This window comes from Amycolatopsis sp. MtRt-6 (assembly GCF_017308975.1).
Taxonomy (GTDB): Bacteria; Actinomycetota; Actinomycetes; order Mycobacteriales; family Pseudonocardiaceae; genus Amycolatopsis.
The window spans coordinates 267835-283441 of sequence record NZ_JADWPD010000004.1; the positions used below are offsets into that span (position 1 = coordinate 267835).

The 15607-nt window shown below is 73.9% G+C and carries 17 protein-coding genes; 6 read left to right on the forward strand and 11 right to left on the reverse strand.

The annotated features are described in order from the left end of the window. Positions 1 to 39: 39 nt before the first annotated feature. The 5 genes from I4Q55_RS09910 to I4Q55_RS09930 are packed head-to-tail and all read right to left on the reverse strand — an operon-like array spanning position 40 to position 2263. Positions 40 to 375, reverse strand: coding sequence for a competence type IV pilus major pilin ComGC (locus I4Q55_RS09910; RefSeq protein WP_206785999.1), 336 nt, complete (start codon positions 373 to 375; stop codon positions 40 to 42). Positions 376 to 419: 44 nt separating this feature from the next. Beyond that, a complete protein-coding gene (locus I4Q55_RS09915; protein ID WP_206786001.1) occupies positions 420 to 860 on the reverse strand; it encodes a hypothetical protein in 441 nt (146 codons plus the stop codon). Next, a complete protein-coding gene (locus tag I4Q55_RS09920) occupies positions 857 to 1345 on the reverse strand; it encodes a hypothetical protein (protein ID WP_206786003.1) in 489 nt (162 codons plus the stop codon). The genes I4Q55_RS09915 and I4Q55_RS09920 overlap by 4 nt, the downstream gene beginning before the upstream one ends. Continuing rightward, complete coding sequence (locus I4Q55_RS09925) at positions 1342 to 1791, reverse strand: hypothetical protein (protein WP_206786005.1); 450 nt, start codon at positions 1789 to 1791, stop codon at positions 1342 to 1344. The genes I4Q55_RS09920 and I4Q55_RS09925 overlap by 4 nt, the downstream gene beginning before the upstream one ends. 19 nt (positions 1792 to 1810) lie before the next feature. Beyond that, the gene (locus I4Q55_RS09930; RefSeq protein ID WP_206786007.1) at positions 1811 to 2263 is read right to left on the reverse strand and encodes a hypothetical protein; all 453 of its coding nucleotides are present in this window, start codon (positions 2261 to 2263) and stop codon (positions 1811 to 1813) included. Positions 2264 to 2676: 413 nt separating this feature from the next. On the opposite strand from I4Q55_RS09930, the gene I4Q55_RS09935 reads away from it, so the two are divergent. Beyond that, complete coding sequence (locus tag I4Q55_RS09935; RefSeq protein WP_206786009.1) at positions 2677 to 3642, forward strand: TIGR01777 family oxidoreductase; 966 nt, start codon at positions 2677 to 2679, stop codon at positions 3640 to 3642. Between the two features lie 311 nt (positions 3643 to 3953). On the opposite strand, the gene I4Q55_RS09940 is transcribed toward I4Q55_RS09935, so the two are convergent. Next, positions 3954 to 4976 (reverse strand): helix-turn-helix domain-containing protein, encoded by a 1023-nt coding sequence (locus tag I4Q55_RS09940; RefSeq protein WP_206786011.1) that lies wholly within the window; start codon positions 4974 to 4976, stop codon positions 3954 to 3956. 171 nt (positions 4977 to 5147) lie between these two features. Here I4Q55_RS09940 and I4Q55_RS09945 point away from each other — a divergent pair, with 171 nt between their 5' ends. Further along, positions 5148 to 6107 carry an alpha/beta hydrolase gene (locus tag I4Q55_RS09945; protein WP_206786013.1) on the forward strand — a complete coding sequence of 320 codons (960 nt, stop codon included), beginning with the start codon at positions 5148 to 5150 and terminating at the stop codon, positions 6105 to 6107. A gap of 59 nt (positions 6108 to 6166) precedes the next feature. Here the strand turns inward: I4Q55_RS09945 and I4Q55_RS09950 are convergent, their stop codons facing one another. Continuing rightward, on the reverse strand, positions 6167 to 6643 hold the full coding sequence (locus I4Q55_RS09950; RefSeq protein ID WP_206786015.1) for a hypothetical protein: 477 nt from the start codon (positions 6641 to 6643) through the stop codon (positions 6167 to 6169). Between the two features lie 122 nt (positions 6644 to 6765). On the opposite strand from I4Q55_RS09950, the gene I4Q55_RS09955 reads away from it, so the two are divergent. Beyond that, positions 6766 to 9498: a BTAD domain-containing putative transcriptional regulator gene (locus I4Q55_RS09955; RefSeq protein ID WP_206786017.1), complete on the forward strand. Its 2733-nt coding sequence runs from the start codon at positions 6766 to 6768 to the stop codon at positions 9496 to 9498. A 136-nt stretch (positions 9499 to 9634) separates the two neighbouring features. Here I4Q55_RS09955 and I4Q55_RS09960 read toward each other — a convergent pair whose 3' ends face one another. Then, positions 9635 to 10672 carry an NADPH:quinone reductase gene (locus tag I4Q55_RS09960; RefSeq protein ID WP_206786019.1) on the reverse strand — a complete coding sequence of 346 codons (1038 nt, stop codon included), beginning with the start codon at positions 10670 to 10672 and terminating at the stop codon, positions 9635 to 9637. Positions 10673 to 10893: 221 nt separating this feature from the next. On the opposite strand from I4Q55_RS09960, the gene I4Q55_RS09965 reads away from it, so the two are divergent. Together I4Q55_RS09965 and I4Q55_RS50145 are read left to right on the forward strand one after the other, a co-directional pair. Beyond that, entirely contained in the window at positions 10894 to 11043 is a 150-nt protein-coding gene (locus I4Q55_RS09965) for a hypothetical protein (RefSeq protein WP_206786022.1), read from the forward strand. A gap of 83 nt (positions 11044 to 11126) precedes the next feature. Further along, complete coding sequence (locus I4Q55_RS50145) at positions 11127 to 11258, forward strand: hypothetical protein (protein ID WP_277991870.1); 132 nt, start codon at positions 11127 to 11129, stop codon at positions 11256 to 11258. Here I4Q55_RS50145 and glgC read toward each other — a convergent pair. The 3 genes from glgC to I4Q55_RS09980 all read right to left on the reverse strand — a co-directional run bounded on the left by glgC (position 11255) and on the right by I4Q55_RS09980 (position 14184). Then, positions 11255 to 12472: a glucose-1-phosphate adenylyltransferase gene (glgC, locus tag I4Q55_RS09970; RefSeq protein WP_206786031.1), complete on the reverse strand. Its 1218-nt coding sequence runs from the start codon at positions 12470 to 12472 to the stop codon at positions 11255 to 11257. The genes I4Q55_RS50145 and glgC overlap by 4 nt on opposite strands. Further along, complete coding sequence (gene glgA / locus I4Q55_RS09975; RefSeq protein WP_206786039.1) at positions 12469 to 13623, reverse strand: glycogen synthase; 1155 nt, start codon at positions 13621 to 13623, stop codon at positions 12469 to 12471. The genes glgC and glgA overlap by 4 nt, the downstream gene beginning before the upstream one ends. A 150-nt stretch (positions 13624 to 13773) precedes the next feature. After that, on the reverse strand, positions 13774 to 14184 hold the full coding sequence (locus tag I4Q55_RS09980; RefSeq protein WP_206786041.1) for an STAS domain-containing protein: 411 nt from the start codon (positions 14182 to 14184) through the stop codon (positions 13774 to 13776). Between the two features lie 352 nt (positions 14185 to 14536). Between I4Q55_RS09980 and I4Q55_RS09985 the strand changes: the two genes are divergently transcribed. Continuing rightward, the gene (locus I4Q55_RS09985) at positions 14537 to 15409 is read left to right on the forward strand and encodes a MerR family transcriptional regulator (protein ID WP_206786043.1); all 873 of its coding nucleotides are present in this window, start codon (positions 14537 to 14539) and stop codon (positions 15407 to 15409) included. Positions 15410 to 15607: the final 198 nt, after the last annotated feature.

A 15607-nucleotide genomic window follows, 5' to 3' on the forward strand; every position in this document is an offset into this window, starting at 1 on the left:
GTGTCCGCGGGGTGGGCCGCCCCACCCCGCGGAGGGAGATCAGTGGGTGCAGGCGCCGGCGGCCTTGACGACACCGGCGGCGATGGTGATCGTGTAGCCGTTGGTCGTCGACGGCTCGTCCTTCAGGTAGCCCTTGGTTTTGAGCTCCGCCGGGTCGGCGGCGTAGGCGCCGGTCTTGGCGTAAAGCGCCTCGTTGGCGGTCTCGACGCTCTTCCAGTCCGCGTTGCACGCGGCGGCCTTGCCCTCGTTGTTGAACGCCTGCACGGCGAACACGACGACCCCGGCGAGCACGCCCAGGATCACGACGACGATGAGCAGTTCGATCAGGGTGAAGCCGTCCTCGTTCGCGCGGGCGGCACGCAGTTTCTCCAGCATGGTTCTTTCCTTTGCTTGTCTGGTCTTCAAGGGGTGTTCCGGGTTCAGCAGGCGGCCACCTCCGGAGAACGGGGTCCGCGCCAGGAACCGGCAGCCGCGCGCACGCTGACGTACGTGGTCTTGCTGGTGCTGAGCAGCGGGACGGTGATCGAGGTGTTCGTGGTGGTCGTGCTGTTGGTGTTGGTGGCCGGACTGCCGGGCGTGAGCGAGGTGAGCACCTCGAACCCGGGCGACAGGACGGCGGCCGGGTAGCTCCAGTGGAGCGTGGCCGTGGGACCGGGGCCGCTGTTGTTGCACTTCGCGCTGTCGAGGACCGGCGAGCCGGTGGCCGGCAGCTTCCCGGCCGCCGCGTACCCGGTGCCCGGACCGGACTTCAGCCAGGCCGCCTCGGCTCGCGCCGCGCCGACCGCGAGCAGGCCGGTGATCACCGTGGTCCAGGCGGCCGCGACCATCGCGGCCGCGAAGACCAGCCGCGGCGTGCTCACCGGCTCTCCACGGTGACCGTCACCGGGATCGTGATGAGCGCGCCCTGGCAGCCGTCGTCGGAGGCCGTGCCCATCGAGACCGCGCCCGGCAGCGTCAGGGTCGCGCTGCCGCCCGCGGGCACGGCGTTCCCGGCCGCCGGCTGCTGCGGCGTCCAGGTCACGCCCGTCGTCGTGCAGGTGCCGGTACCGCCGGAACCGGTCGGCGCACCGGTCCCGGCGGCCACCCTGGTGACCACCACCGGATAGGGATTGGGGTTGTGCACCAGGAGCTTCGCGTCCCCGGCCGGCCCGCCGGGGTAGAGCAGGCCGCTGCTGAACGCCGAGGCGGCCACCGTCCCGGTCGCCGGGGCGGCGGCGGTGCCCGCCTTCGCGTTCGCGGCGCCCGAACCGGAGCTGGTCCACGCCGCGACGGCGATCCCGCCGCCCAGCGTCGCGCCGACCACCGTGGTGACCACGAGCACGCGGCGCAGGGTCGGGTTCTTCATGGCTTGACCGCCGTTCCTGTGTAGGTCAGGGGAAAGGTGACCGAGCGGCACGCGTCGGGCGCGCCGGGCAGCATGCGGGTGGTGAGGGCGACGTCGGCGGTGCCCTTGGCGGGCACGGTGACCGGCGCGGTGAGCGCGTCGAGCCGCACCGCGGTCGCCGGGCAGGCCGGCACCGGCCGCCCGCGGCCGTCGACGGGCTTGCCGACGGCCGCCGTCACGCTCCGGACGAGGATGGGGAAGTTCTCGGCGTTGGCCAGCCGGACCCACCGGGTCCCGGTCGAGCCGGGGAACAGCGCGGTGGCCCGGCCGGGCACGTCGGCGATGCCGAACTGCTTGCCGCCGTTGCCGTTCGCGGTGTTCGCCACCGGCACGGGGCCGATCGCGAACCACGTGACCACGACGGCCGCGAGCGCGCCCGCCGGAACACCGCTCCGCCACCTGGACATCGGGGTCCTTCCCGCCGGATCAGGAGGCGTTCGACGCGAGGGTGGCGGTGAGCGGCAGGGTGAAGGTCCGGTTCTTGCAGGCGTCGGTGGCGTTGGCGTTCATCGTCGCGTGCAGGGTGTAGGTGCCGCTTTCGCCGGCCGCGATGGTGCCGGCCGGGTTCGTCGAGGCCGCGCTGGTGACGGTGCCGGCGGCACAGTCGCCGACCGCGTTCGAGGAGCCGGCGCTGATCCCGGTGACGACGACGGGGTAGTCGTTCGGGTTGTCGATCGTGACGGTGAAGTCGGTGCCACCGCCTGGATAGAGGGCGTCACCCGAGCCGGCGGGCGCGATCGACGAGTCGAGCGAAGTGGTCGAGGTGACCGAGCCGGTGCCGGCGCCGTTGCTCGTCCAGGCCGCGTAGGCGACCCCGGCGACGACCACGACCCCGGCGGCACCGAGGACGACCGCGGACCGCTTGCTGATCTTGCGCATGGACTGCTCCTGGAAGCTGGTTGATCGGGAAGGCCGGCGCGGCGGGACTCGGGCGCTCCGGCCGGTCCGGGTGGACCGTCACGAAGAGTGTGCGAATTCCGCGGCGATCTTCTCCCCAGGCGACCGGCCCGACTGCGAAGGACCGAGGTCTCTTGTCAGCGAAGGCTCGAGGTGTTACGCGCGCGGGATCGAGCGGCGACGACGTCGTTTCACGGCGAAAAAGTTCCGATGCGTGACCGTGACCTGCGGGTTTTCCGCCCCGTTCGGCCGAACGGCGGTGACCGTCCCGTGATCTTGCCGGCGGTGTCGGACTCCGTTGCGCGGCCTCCGCGGCAGCCCGTCGGCGTGCTCTTCGGGGTGGTAACTTTTCGTGATAATTGAACGTGTTCAACTCTTCGGGTAGCGTGGGTGACATGAAGGTCGTGATCCCGGGCGGCACCGGGCATCTGGGTCGAGTGCTGAGCCGCGCGCTGGCCGGGCAGGGGTACGAGGTCGTCGTCCTGACGCGGCACGACGCGCGGCCGGAGCCAGGGGTGCGCCACGTCCGCTGGGACGGCCGCGGCCCGGGCGCGTGGACGGCGGAGGTTGACGGCAGCGACGTCGTGCTCAACCTGGCGGGCCGGTCGGTGAACTGCCGGTACACCCGGGCGAACCTGCGGGAGATGCTGAACTCGCGCGTCGACTCGGCCCGCGTGGTCGGCGGCGCGATCGCCCGGGCGGCCCGGCCGCCGCGGGTGTGGCTGCAGATGAGCACGGCGACGATCTACGCGCACACGTTCGCCGCGCCGAACGACGAAACCACCGGGATCCTCGGCGGTGACGAGCGCGAGGTGCCGGCTTACTGGTCGTGCAGCGTCGACATCGCCAAGGCGTGGGAGCGCGAGCAACGCGTGGCGCCAACGCCGGACACGCGCAAGGTGGCGCTGCGCACGGCCATGGTGATGAGCCCGGAACCGGGCGGCGCGCTGGCGATGCTCCTGCGCCTGACGCGCCTCGGCCTGGGCGGCCCGGTAGCGGGCGGCGGCCAGTACATGTCGTGGATCCACGAGGACGACCTGATCCGCGCGATCACGTTCCTCATCGAGCACGACGGCCTGAGCGGGCCGGTGAACCTGGCGGCCCCGGAGCCGTTGCCGTACGGCGAGTTCCTGCGTGACCTCCGCGCGGCGGCGGGGGTCCGGGTGGGCCTGCCGGCGACGAGGTGGATGGCGGAGATCGGCGCGTTCGTCCTCCGCAGCGACACGGAGTTGTTGCTGAAGAGCCGCCGGGTGGTGCCGGGAAGATTGCGCGACGCCGGCTTCGAGTTCAGGTACCCACAATGGCCCGCGGCGGCCGAGGACCTGGTCCGCAGATCACGCCGGCCCTTGAAGACACCCTGAGCCTGCCCGTGTCGTCCACCCGGGCCCGCGTGTCGTCCGCCTGGTCACGCGTGTCGTCCGTCCAGGCACGCGAACCGACTGCCTGGGTACGAGAGCCGACCGCCGGAGTACGCCAACCGACCGTCCAGGCACGGAAGCCGGCCGCGGGAGGCACGTCGAGCTGCCGGACAACCGGTTCGCCCGCCCCTCCCAGCCGCCACACGCCGCTGCCTGTTGCAAGGCTGCTCGGCTGCCTAGGGCTAAATGTCACAATAATGTGGCACTTCGGCTTAGGGGCCGCGGACGAGTCCTCCGGGGGAGAGCCGGGACAGTCAGCCGAGGTCGGCGTTGTCCCGCAGCCGTCGCAACACCAGGGCGAGATGCAGCCGGAACCGGCCGGCCGGCGAATCCACCTCGAACCCCAGCACCGCCTCGGCACGCGCGAGCCGCGCCGGCATCGTGCTGTGGTGGCGGTGCAGGGCCGCGGCCGCCTTGCGGGCCGAGCCCGTTGCGCACAGCGCGTCCAACGCCGCCAGCGTGTCCGCGCCGTGGGGCTCGGCCGCCAGGCGGTCGAGCGCCCGGACGTCCGCCAGCTCCGCGAGTTCCGCCGGGCCGAGCTTGCCGGCGAGCGCGGCGAGACCGCCCAGCCGTTCCCACCACACCACCGGCTCGGCCGCCGACGTGAACCGCAGCGCCGTCCGGGCCGCGGCCCACGACCGGGCCACCTCGAGGGCGGGCCCGTCCGGGCCGATGCCCGCGCGGGCGCCGTCCGGCAGCGACGCCACCTCGCCCGGCAGCAGGACGGCCCGCACCCCGCCCAGCCGCGCCGACCGGCCGGCGAGCGCGTCGACGCCGGTGCCCGCGAGCACACGCAGCCGCGTCGCCGGGCCGAAGCCGAGCAGGTGCAGGGCACGCGACCGCTCGGCCGTGCCGACGTCCTCGGACAGCACCAGCTCGACCAGCGCCGGGTCGCCGAGCTCGGGCCGCGGCACGCCGGAGTGCTCCAGCAGGATCGCGGCGGCGATCGCGAACCGTTCGAGCAGCATGTCGTCGAGCGGGGCGGGCGCGCCGGCCCGCGCCACCCACACCACCACGCCGCCTTCCAGGGGCCGGGTGGCCGCCCCCGCGGGTGCCGCGCCCGGGCCGAGGACGCCCTCGCCCGGCGAGGCCCGCAACGACAGACCCTGCCCGGGTGCGTGCACGCCGACCGGGCAGCCGGCGAGTTCCGCGGTGCTGCGCACCAAGACGTCCAGACCGGCGCGGCCGGTGATCAGGCGGTCGAAGAACCCGATCACCCGCACGGCGTTCTCGGCATCGGCGTCGAGCCCGGACAGCCTCAGCAGCAGGCCTTTCATGCCGTCACGATAGGCGCGCCCGCCGCCGGTTGGCGAGGTTCGGCCCGCATCGGCGCCCGCCGGAGCGGCGGCCCAGCACCGCAACCCCGCCGCCGGTTGGCGAGCGTCCGGCCCGCAACGCCCGCCGCGTGGCGGTGGCCCCCGTCACCTTCCGCACCCGATGATCGGTCCATGACCTACGCGATCGATCCGGAGCTGCTGCCCTGGCTGGACATGCTGCCCGCCGTGACCCTCACCGACCACGAGTCCCTGCTGGCCGCGCGTGCCTCGATGGCGCAGCTCAGCGAAGTCCTTCCCGCCTACGACCCGGTGCGGCCCGTCGACGTCCGGGACACCGCCGTGCCCGGCCCCTCCGATGCCCCCGACGTCCCCGTGCGCGTCTACTCACCGGCGAACCGCACCGAAGCCGGGCCCGGCCTGCTCTACATCCACGGCGGCGGGTTCGTCATGGGCGATCTCGACACCTTCGACGCGCACCTGCTGCGCCTGGTCGACGAGCTGGGGATCGTCATCGTCTCGGTCGACTACCGGCTCGCCCCCGAACACCCGTTCCCGGCTCCCGTCGAGGACTGCTACGCCGCCCTGACCTGGGCCGCCGCCAAGGCCGGCGAGCTCGGCATCGACCCGGCCCGCCTCGGCGTGGCCGGCGAGAGCGCCGGGGGTGGCCTCGCCGCCGCGGTGGCGCTGCTGGCCCGTGACCGCGGCGGCCCCCAGCTCTGCTTCCAGTACCTCGGCATCCCGGAACTCGACGACCGGCTCGACACGCCGTCGATGCGCGCCTACACCGACACGCCGATCTGGAACCGCCCGAACGCCATCCACAGCTGGACGAGCTACCTCGGTGCGGAACCGGGCGGCCCGGACGTCTCGCCCTACGCCGCACCCGCCCGCGCCACCGACCTCGCCGGGCTGCCGCCGGCGTTCGTGACCACCTGCCAGTTCGACCCGCTGCGTGACGAAGGAATCGCCTACGCGCAGCGGCTCGCGCACGCGGGCGTTCCCGTCGACCTGCGCCACTACCCGGGCACCTTCCACGGCTCGAGCATGGTCGAGACGGCGGAGGTCTCCCGCCGCATGTTCGCCGACGAGCTGGACGCGCTGCGGCGCGGCCTCCGCGGCACGGCCGGCTGACGGCGCGAGCGGCCCGGTGCCCCCAGGCCACCGGGCCGCCTCGCCCACGGCACGACGTCTCAGGGCACGACGTCGGTGACCGTGTCCTTGATGACTTGCCACCGCCCGTGCTCGCGCACCAGCGTCAGGCTGATCGTGTAGTGGCGGTCGATGCCGTGCGACGGCTCGAGGTAGTGCGCGTCCAGGATCGCGAAGCCCATCTTGCAGCCCTCGACGACGGTGTGCGTCACCGTCCACGGCATCGAGTACTCGTAGGGCACCTTGAACTGCTCCAGCACCGGGTTCACGTTCGCGTCGTAGCCGATGTAGAGGTTGCCCCGGCGGCCCACGGTGACCATGTCCCGGTGGATGATCGCGCGGTACCGGGCGGCGTCGCGCTTGTTGTAGCTGTCCATGTCCTCCCACACGGCGTGGTCGAACGCCCGGCGGCACTCCTGCTGCCCGCCACCGGCCCGGTCGGTCGCCGCGGCGGCCGGTGTGCCGAGCACCGCCGCCACCAGTGCGACACCCATCGCCGCGTAACCCCACTTGCGCATCTGCGTTCCCTCCGCCGGGCTCGTGTTCCGGCCCCGACGCTGCCCGGCCGGCGCATCACAGCTGCATCACTTCCGCACCACCGCCGCCACGCGGGTGGCTAACCTCGCCCGCGGGGTGAGTGATGGAGTTCCGCGTCCTGGGTCCGGTGCGAGTGCTCGGCGGCGGGCGGCCGATCGGGCCGTCGGGGCCGCGGCAGGAACGCATCCTGGCGGCGCTGCTGCTCGACGCCGGCCGGGTCGTGCCGGTGTCGCGGCTCGTCGACGTCGTCTGGGACGGCGAACCCCCGGCGACCGCGGTGCGCCAGGTCCGCAACCTCACCACGGCGCTGCGGCGCGCGCTCGTCGCGGCCGGCGCCGGCGAAGGCGTCCTGACCGCCGAAGGACCCGGCTTCGCGCTGCGGCCCGGCGCCTTCGACCTCCACGCGTTCGAGGACCTCGCGGCCCGCGGCGAGTACCGGGCGGCCCTGGCCTGCTGGCGCGGGCCCGCGCTCGCGGGCGTCGACAGCGCCGCGCTGCGTCCGGACGCCGAACGGCTGGCGGAGCGCCGGCTGGCCGTGCTCGAACAGTGCCTGGCCGCCGAGGTCGACGCCGGAGCCGACGGCACTGTCGCCGAGCTGACCGCCCTGGTCGCCGCGCACCCGCTGCGCGAAGGCCTGGTCGGGCTGCTCATGCGGGCGCTGCACCGGGCCGGGCGGCAGGCCGACGCGATCGACGTCTACCAGCGTGCCAAGCGGCGGCTCGCCGACGAGCTCGGGATCGCGCCGGGGGCGCCGCTGCGCGCGTTGTACGACCAGCTGCTGCACGACGAGCCCGCGCCCGGCCGCTGCTTCCTGCCCTACGACGTCCCGGACTTCACCGGTCGAGCGGCCGACGTCTCCCGCGCGCTCGACGCGCTGCGCGCCGGGCGGCCGGTGGTCGTCGACGGGATGGCCGGGGTCGGGAAGACGGCGTTCGCCGTCCGCGTCGCGCACCGGGCCGCCGGGGACTTCCCGGACGGGCAGCTGTTCGTGGACCTGCACGGCCACACGCCGGGCCGCGACCCGCTGCCGCCCGAAGCCGCCCTGTCCGCCCTGCTGACGCAGACCGGCGTGCCGGCGAGCCGCCAGCCGGACGGCCTCGACGAGCGGGCCGCGCTGTGGCGCTCGCGCGTGGCCGGGCGCCGCCTGCTCGTCGTGCTGGACAACGCCGGTTCGGCGAGCCAGGTGGTGGCGCTGCTGCCCGGTGGCCCGGGGGTGGCGGTGCTGGTGACCGGCCGGCGCCGGCTCGCCGCGGTGGACGGCGCACTGTCGCTCTCCCTCGACGTCCTGCCGCCGCCGGACGCGGAGGCGCTGTTCGCGGCCGCGGCCGGTGGCCGGCCCGGCGCCGGGGTCGCGCGGCTGTGCGGCTACCTGCCGCTGGCGCTGCGGATCGCCGCCGCCCGGCTGCAGGCGCGTCCACTATGGACGGTGGACGACCTGGTGGCGCGGCTGGGCTCCGAACGGCGACGGCTGGGGGAGCTGCGCGCGGGCGGCCGGGACGTCGCGGCGGCGTTCGCGCTGTCCTACCGCGATCTCACGCCGCCGCAGCGGCGGATGTTCCGCGTGCTGGGGTGTCATCCGGGTGGCGGCTTCGCGGCCGCCGCGGCGGCCGCCCTGTACGGCACGGACGTCACGGAGGCGGAGCGGCTCCTGGAGGACCTGCTCGACGCGCACCTGCTCCGGCAGCCCGCGCCGCACCGTTACGGCTTCCATGACCTGATCGCCGAGCACGCGCGGGAGGCGGCGGACGCCGGCGAGGCCGCGGCGGCCGTGGTCCGGCTCCTGGACCACTACCGCGATGGCGAGTTCTCGTTCGTCGCCGAGCGCGCCAACCTGGTCGCCGTCACCGCGCTCGAAGGGCACGACGAGCACGCCTGGCGCATCGCCGACCGCGCGGTGGCGGCGCTGCGGGAGCAGGGGCACCGCGACGAGCTGACGGCGCTGGCCCGCGCGGGCGCCCGGGCCGCGGACCGGCTGGGCGACCCGCACGCCCGTCAGCTCGGCCTGGCGAACCTCGCGACGGCGCACTGGGAGACCGGCCGGCTGGCCGAGGCCGCCGAGACGACGACAGCGCGGTTGCGGCTGGTCCGCGAGTCGGGCGACCGCGCGGCCGAAGCGGCGGCCCTCGCCCGGCTGGGCGCGGTGCACGGCATGCTCGGCCGGTACGCCGACGCGGTCGGGCACTACCGGGAGGCCCTGGTGCTGGCCGGGGAGACGAGCAGTCACGACGTCGCGTGCGTGGCGTGGGGCAACCTCAGCAACGCCCAGGAGATGCTCGGCCGGTACGAGGAGGCCCTGACGTCGGCGGCCCGCGCCCGCGCGATCCGCGAGGAGATCGGCGACGCGCGGGGCGCGATCCTGGCGAGCGCGCAGCTGGGCCTGGTGCTGGCCCGCCTCGGCCGCCTGACGGAGGCCCGGTCGACGGCGGAGCGGGCGGTGCGCGCGGCGGTCGAGGCGGGCTACGCGTTCGGGGAGGCGTGGAGCCGGATCGACTTCGCGGAGGTCCTGCTGGCGGATGGCCGTCCCCGGGACGCCCGTGCCCAGGCCGAGCGGGCACGCGCCATCCTCGGGAGGCTCAACCACCCGTTGCTGCTGACGATGGCGGCCAACAGCAGCGGAGCGGGGGCCCAGGCGACCGGCGACCCGGCGGCGGCGTCCGCCGCGTACCGCCTGGCGCTCGCGACCGCGCGCCGGATCGGGTACCGCGCCCAAGAGGCGCGGGCCTTGGTGGGACTGGGCGTCGCCGAGGCGGCGCTGGGGCGGGACGCGGAGTGCCACCTGCGGAAGGGGCGGGCGCTGCAGGAGGAAATGGGGCTGACCGCCGCCGCGATGTCCTGACCGGCTTTCCGTCGCTCAGGTCTGCAAGCACCCCAATGTGGCGTTGGTTGCGCTCAACGCACCGAACGCCACATTGGGTGCGTTGGACGCACCGAACGCCACATTGGGTGCGTCGGCCCGCCCGCCCCGCGCGAGATCAGTCCGCCGGACCGACGTCGATCAGCACCTTCCCCGTCACCCCGTCCTCCGACGCGGCGTGCGCCTTCGCCGTCTCCGCCAGCGCGAACCGGTGGAGCGGCACCCCGCGCTCCTCGCCGACGCCGAGCGCGCCGTCCGCCAACGCCGCCGTGATGTCCTCCGCTCCCGCGCGCAGCTTGTCCTCGCCCACCGTGTACAGAACCAGGAACTGGTACCGGGCGTTCAGCCACAGGTTCGTCCCGAAGTCCAGGGTCACCGTCCCGGTACCCCGGTCGTCGCCGTACGTCGCGACCGTTCCGCGGGGGCGCAGGACCTCCGTGTGCAGCTTCGCGTTGACCCCCATCGCCACCTCGACCACCAGGTCCACTCCGTCCGGCGCGATCGCGCGGACCCGGGAGCCGAGGTCCGGGTCGGGGTAGCGCAGCACGTGCTGGGCGCCCGCCGCGCGGGCGAGCGCCTCCTTCGAGTCGCTGCTGACCGTCGCGATCACCGTCGCGCCGGCCCAGCGGGCGAGCTGGATCGCCGCGTTGCCCACCGCACCCGCGCCGCCGCTGACCAGCACCGTGCGGCCCGCCAGCGCGCCGGGGGAGAGGCGGGCCGGGCCGTCCTCGGCGACGGTGAGCGCCCGGTGCGCGGTCAGGGCCGGGATGCCCAGGCCCGCGCCCTCGTCGAAACCGGCGCCGTCGGGCAGGCGGACCAGCTTCGACGCCGGCAGCACCGTGTACTCCTGCGCCGTGCCGGACGCGGGACCGTACGCGCCCGCGATGATCAGCCACACGCGGTCGCCGGGCGCGAAGCCGGTGACGTCCGCGCCGACCGCGTCGACCACGCCCGCGCCGTCCTGGTTGGGTACCGTTTCCGGGATCTCGGCGCCGGGCTCGGCGCGCAGGCCGCTGCGGGCTTTCCAGTCCGTGGGGTTGACCGCGGAGACGACGATCCGGACGCGCACCTCACCCGGTCCCGGGTCCGCGGCGGCCCGCTCCGACAGCTCCAGTACCTCGGGTCCGCCGTGCCGGCGGTAGACGACTGCCTTCATGCCCGGTGCAATCCGCCGACCGGCCGGGATATTCCCGGCATCGGCGGAAATGCGCGCCGGGAAATGTCCATCCATGCCCCCGCCACCGCCCTCAATGGAGGCGCTTCGCGCCGCTGTGTTTGTTTTTCGGCGCGGGGAAAGCGCGAAAACGTGATCCCCCGGCCGGGCGATTTTCGGTCCTCGCCCCAGCGAAATCGGCGACCGTCGCAGAAACTGGGCGCGTGGGAGAGGAAAAGCGCAACCAGGGGGACGAACGGCCGAAGCGCGACGACGGTGAGCCGACGCCGATCTTCGACGCCGTGTTCAGCGCGACGCGCGCGAAGGCGAATACGCCGAAACCGCCGCGGGAACCGGACAAATCCGGGCGGTGAGCGAACCTGCGGCACCTTGATCGACGTCCGCGACGAACATGTAGCATCCCGGGTGCCCGAGCACCCGTGGCCGAGGAGGAGGCGTGGCAGGCGTCGTGAACAGCATGATCGCCGCCGAGTACGCGGCGGGAGCCTCGATCTCCGAGCTCGCCGAGCGCTGGGGGATCGACCCCCGCCAGGTCGTCGAGCGGATCTCGGCGGCCACCCGCCCCTAGATCGCGCGTTCCCCCTTGCCCAGCACGACGATGCCGCCCTCGCTGACGTGGTAGTGCCCGCGGTCGCGGGCCAGGTCGACGCCGATGTGCGCGCCCGCCGGGACCACGACGTTCTTGTCCAGGATGGCCCGCCGCACCACCGCGCCGCGGCCGACGCGGGCGCCGTCGAGCAGGACCGAGCCCTGCACCACCGCGCCCTGTTCGACGATGACGTCGGGGGAGAGCACCGAGTCGACGACCTGGGCCCCGGAGATGATGCAGCCGTTGCTGACGATCGACTGGTTCGCCGAGCCGCCCTCGACGAACTTCGCCGCCGCGCGCTGGCCGGGGTGGGCGAGGATCGGCCAGCGCCGGTTGTAGAGGTTGAAGATCGGGTGCGTCGAGATGAGGTCGGTGTGCGCCTCGTAGTAGCTGTCGATGGTCCCGACGTCACGCCAGTAGCCGTGGTCGCGTTCGGTTTCGCCGGGCACGACGTTGGTGTTGAAGTCGTAGACGGCCGCTTCACCCGACTTGACCAGCGCCGGGATGATGTCGCGGCCCATGTCGTGGTGTGACGCGGCGTTCTCGGCGTCGGCGTAAAGCGCTTCCAGCATCACCTTCGTGGTGAAGATGTAGTTCCCCATGGACACGTACGCCTCGTCGGGGGAGTCCGGCAGCCCCGGCGGATCGGCGGGCTTCTCCATGAAGGCGTCGATCAGCAGCCCGTCGGTGGTCCGGATGACGCCGAACGAGCTCGCCTCCTTGCGCGGGACCCGGATACCGGCGACGGTGACGCCCGCGCCGGAGGCGATGTGCGCCTCCAGCATCTGCCGCGGGTCCATCCGGTAGATGTTGTCCGCGCCGAACACCGCGATGTACTCGGGGTTTTCGTCGTGGACGAGGTTGAGGCTCTGGTGGATGGCGTCGGCGCTGCCCTGGTACCAGCGCGGGCCGAGCCGCTGCTGCGCCGGCACCGGCGTGACGTACTCGCCGGTCAGCGACGACAGGCGCCACGTCGTCGAGATGTGCCGGTCGAGCGAGTGCGACTTGTACTGCGTCAGCACGCACAGCCGCCGGATGCCGCCGTGCACCAGGTTCGACAGCACGAAGTCGATCAGCCGGTGGGTGCCGCCGAAGGGCACCGCCGGTTTCGCCCGGTCCGCCGTCAGCGGCATCAGGCGCTTGCCCTCCCCGCCCGCGAGCACGATGCCCAGAACATGGCATTCGCTGTTCACAGCGACCTCCCGCACGCCTCGTAGAGGGCGACCGTCCGCTCGGCGATCGCCTTCCAGCCGAACTCGCCGACCGCGCGCTCGCGGCCGGCGGTGCCCATCGCGGCGGCACGGTCCTCCGCGCCGACCACCTCGTTCAGTGCGGCGGCCAGGCCCGCCTCGAACCCCTGCGGGTCCTGCTCGTCGTAGTGCACCAGCAGCCCGGTCCGGCCGGCGTCGACGACCTCCGGGATGCCACCGACGTCGCTGGCCACCACCGGCGTGCCGCACGCCATCGCCTCGAGGTTCACGATGCCGAGCGGCTCGTAGACCGACGGGCAGGCGAACACCGCGGCGTGGGTGAGCAGCTGCACGACCTCCTCGCGCGGCAGCATCTCCGGGATCCAGCGGACGCCGGTGCGGGTCTTCTCCAGTTCGGCGACCAGGCCGCGGAACTCCGCGTCGAGCTCGGGCGTGTCGGCGCCGCCGGCGCACAGCACGAGCTGGACGCCGGGGTCCAGCGCGGCGCCGGCCCGCACCAGGTGCGGGACGCCCTTCTGCCGGGTGATCCGGCCGACGAACAGCACGTACGGCCGGTTCGGGTCGACGCCGTGCTTGGCCAGCGCCTCGGTGCCCGGGTCGGGGCGGTAGAGCGTGGTGTCGATGCCGTTGTGGATCACGTGCACGCGCTCGGGCGGCACCGCGGGGTAGGCGGCGAGCACGTCCCGGCGCATCCCGCCGCTGACCGCGACGATCGCGTCCGCGGCCTCGTAGGCCTCGCGCTCGATCCACGACGACACGCGGTAGCCGCCGCCGAGCTGCTCGGCTTTCCACGGTCGCAGCGGCTCCAGCGAGTGCGCGGTGACGATGTGCGGGATGCCGTGCGTCAGCTTCGCCAGGTGCCCGGCCAGGTTCGCGTACCAGGTGTGGCTGTGCGCGAGGTCGTGGCCTTCCAGGGCGTTGGCCATGGAGACGGCGATGTCCATGGTCGTGAACGCGGGCTGGCGGTAGCCGTGCGGGTCGGTGTGCCCGGTCGCGTCGGCGCGGTCGGCGCCCCAGCAGTGCACGTCGAGATCGACCAGCGGTCGCAACTCCCGGGCGAGGAACTCCACGTGGACCCCGGCGCCGCCGTAGACCTCCGGCGGGTATTCGCGGGTGAGCAGGCCGACCTTCATGATGCGAACCCTAGGGCCTCACCGGCCCGCGGCGCAGTCTGGCGGACAGGGGAATTCCGCGAGTTTTCCGTCACTGCCCGGGTGATCGCGGTGCCCGCCGGGGCCGGCACCGTCCGGCGCGGCGATGATCAGCGCCGGCTGCGATCACCGTCAAGCCGGCGAACAGGACTGCGCCTCACCGGCATCGGCGACAGGCACGGCCGGTCGGTGGGCGACGGCCGCCTGGGCCGCGTCGAGGCCGGGGTGCAGTGGCAGCAGCCGGTCCAGGCCGAGAATCTGCAGCGGCCGGGCGACCGCTGTCTCGCCCGCGGCGATGGCGTACGGCACGTTCTGCGCTGCGGCGGCACGCGAGGCCTCGACCAGCACGCTGAAGACGGTCGAGTCGCAGAAGGTCGTCTCGGTGAGGTCCACGACGACCCCACGCGCGCCGGCGCGGATGGGACCGAGCAGCGCGTCCCGCAGGCTGGGCGTGCCGTGCAGATCGAGCTCGCTTGCGCAGCGGACGATCACGATGCCGGCCTCGGTCGTGGTGACGAGGACGGGCGTGGTGTGGTCGGTCATCGGGTTCTCCTCCTCGGACGCCTAGACGGTGGTACCCATGGTGCCGCGAAATCACGCGTCCGAGCGGTGGGTGCCGCTGCGGCATCCGAGGGAAGCCGATGCGCAAGCGCTGCACGGCGGTATAGCGTGGAGTTTCCCGGTACGTCGCCGGCCGCCGCGGATGCCACACCGCGCGGCCGGTGCCATCCGGCCGCGCGGGCCGGATCGCCGGCGCCGGGCGGCGCCGGAGGGGACGCGGCAGGCCATCGCCCCGCCGCCGCGTCCCCGCGCCCGCCTGCGTGTCTTCGCCGAGCGGCCGGCCGGTGCCTGGCTAAACTTCGGCGGTTCGCGGTCCGCGAGGCGAAGGGGCACGGTGGAATCCGACAACGACGCGCCGCCCGGCGCCGGGGCGTGGGCGCCCGGGAAGGTGGCCGGGCTGCTCGGTGTGTCGCCGGTGACGCTGCGCAGCTGGAGCGCGCGGTACGGGATCGGCCCGCCCGCCGCGTCGGGACGGCACCGCCGCTATTCCGACGAGGACGTCCGCCGCCTGCAGCACATGCAGCGGCTCGTCGCGCGGGGGATGCCGGTGCGGGAAGCGGCCGAGGCGGCGTTCGGCCGCTCGCCCGCGGGGCTCGAGGTGCCGGCGGCCCGCCGCGCGCGCGAGCTCGAAGATGCCGCGGAGGAGCTCCAGTACGCCTCGGTGGCCGGGCTGCTCGACGAGACGCTGGGCACGCTGGGCCCGGCCGCCGCCTGGACCGACGTCCTGGCGCCGGTGCTGCGCGGCCTCGGCGACCGCTGGCAGCGCGGCGACGTGTGCTTCGCGTCGGAATGGGCGTTGACGTCGGAGATCTCGCTGGCGTTCGAGCGGTTCAGCCGCCGGTTCCCGGCGGCCGTGCCGGGCCGCCCGGTGCTGCTGGCCTGCTGTCCCGCCGAGCGGCATTCCCTGCCGATCGAGGCGCTGCGGGCGACGCTCGCCGAAGCGGCGGTCCCGGTGGCCTACCTCGGCCAGCTCGTACCCGCGGAAACAGTGGCGGACCTGGCCGCGCGCCTCGACCCGGTCCTGGTCGTGCTGTGGGCCAACGCCCCGACGACCGCCGACGACCTCCTGGCGGCGCGCCTCGGCGGGCTGGGCTGCGCGGTGGGAACGGCGGGCCCCGGCTGGGAACACCTCGGTGACCGGGGCTTCCGCTGGGTGAACGACATGGCCTCGGCGGTGGAGCTGGCGGTGGAGCACGCCGGGGCCTGACGCCAGCGCGTCGTCCCAGATCGCTGCCGACTCGTTGCAAGCCAATCATGTCCCGATCAGCGGGACACTCCGGCTCGGTCCGCAGACATCGATGTCATTTATCCGAATTCTTGTCCTCCTTGTCTTCTTGACGGTGTCGAGGACCGCGGCGGAAGCTTCCTGGCAACGTTGTCAGCCCACGGCGCGACACCCCGCCAG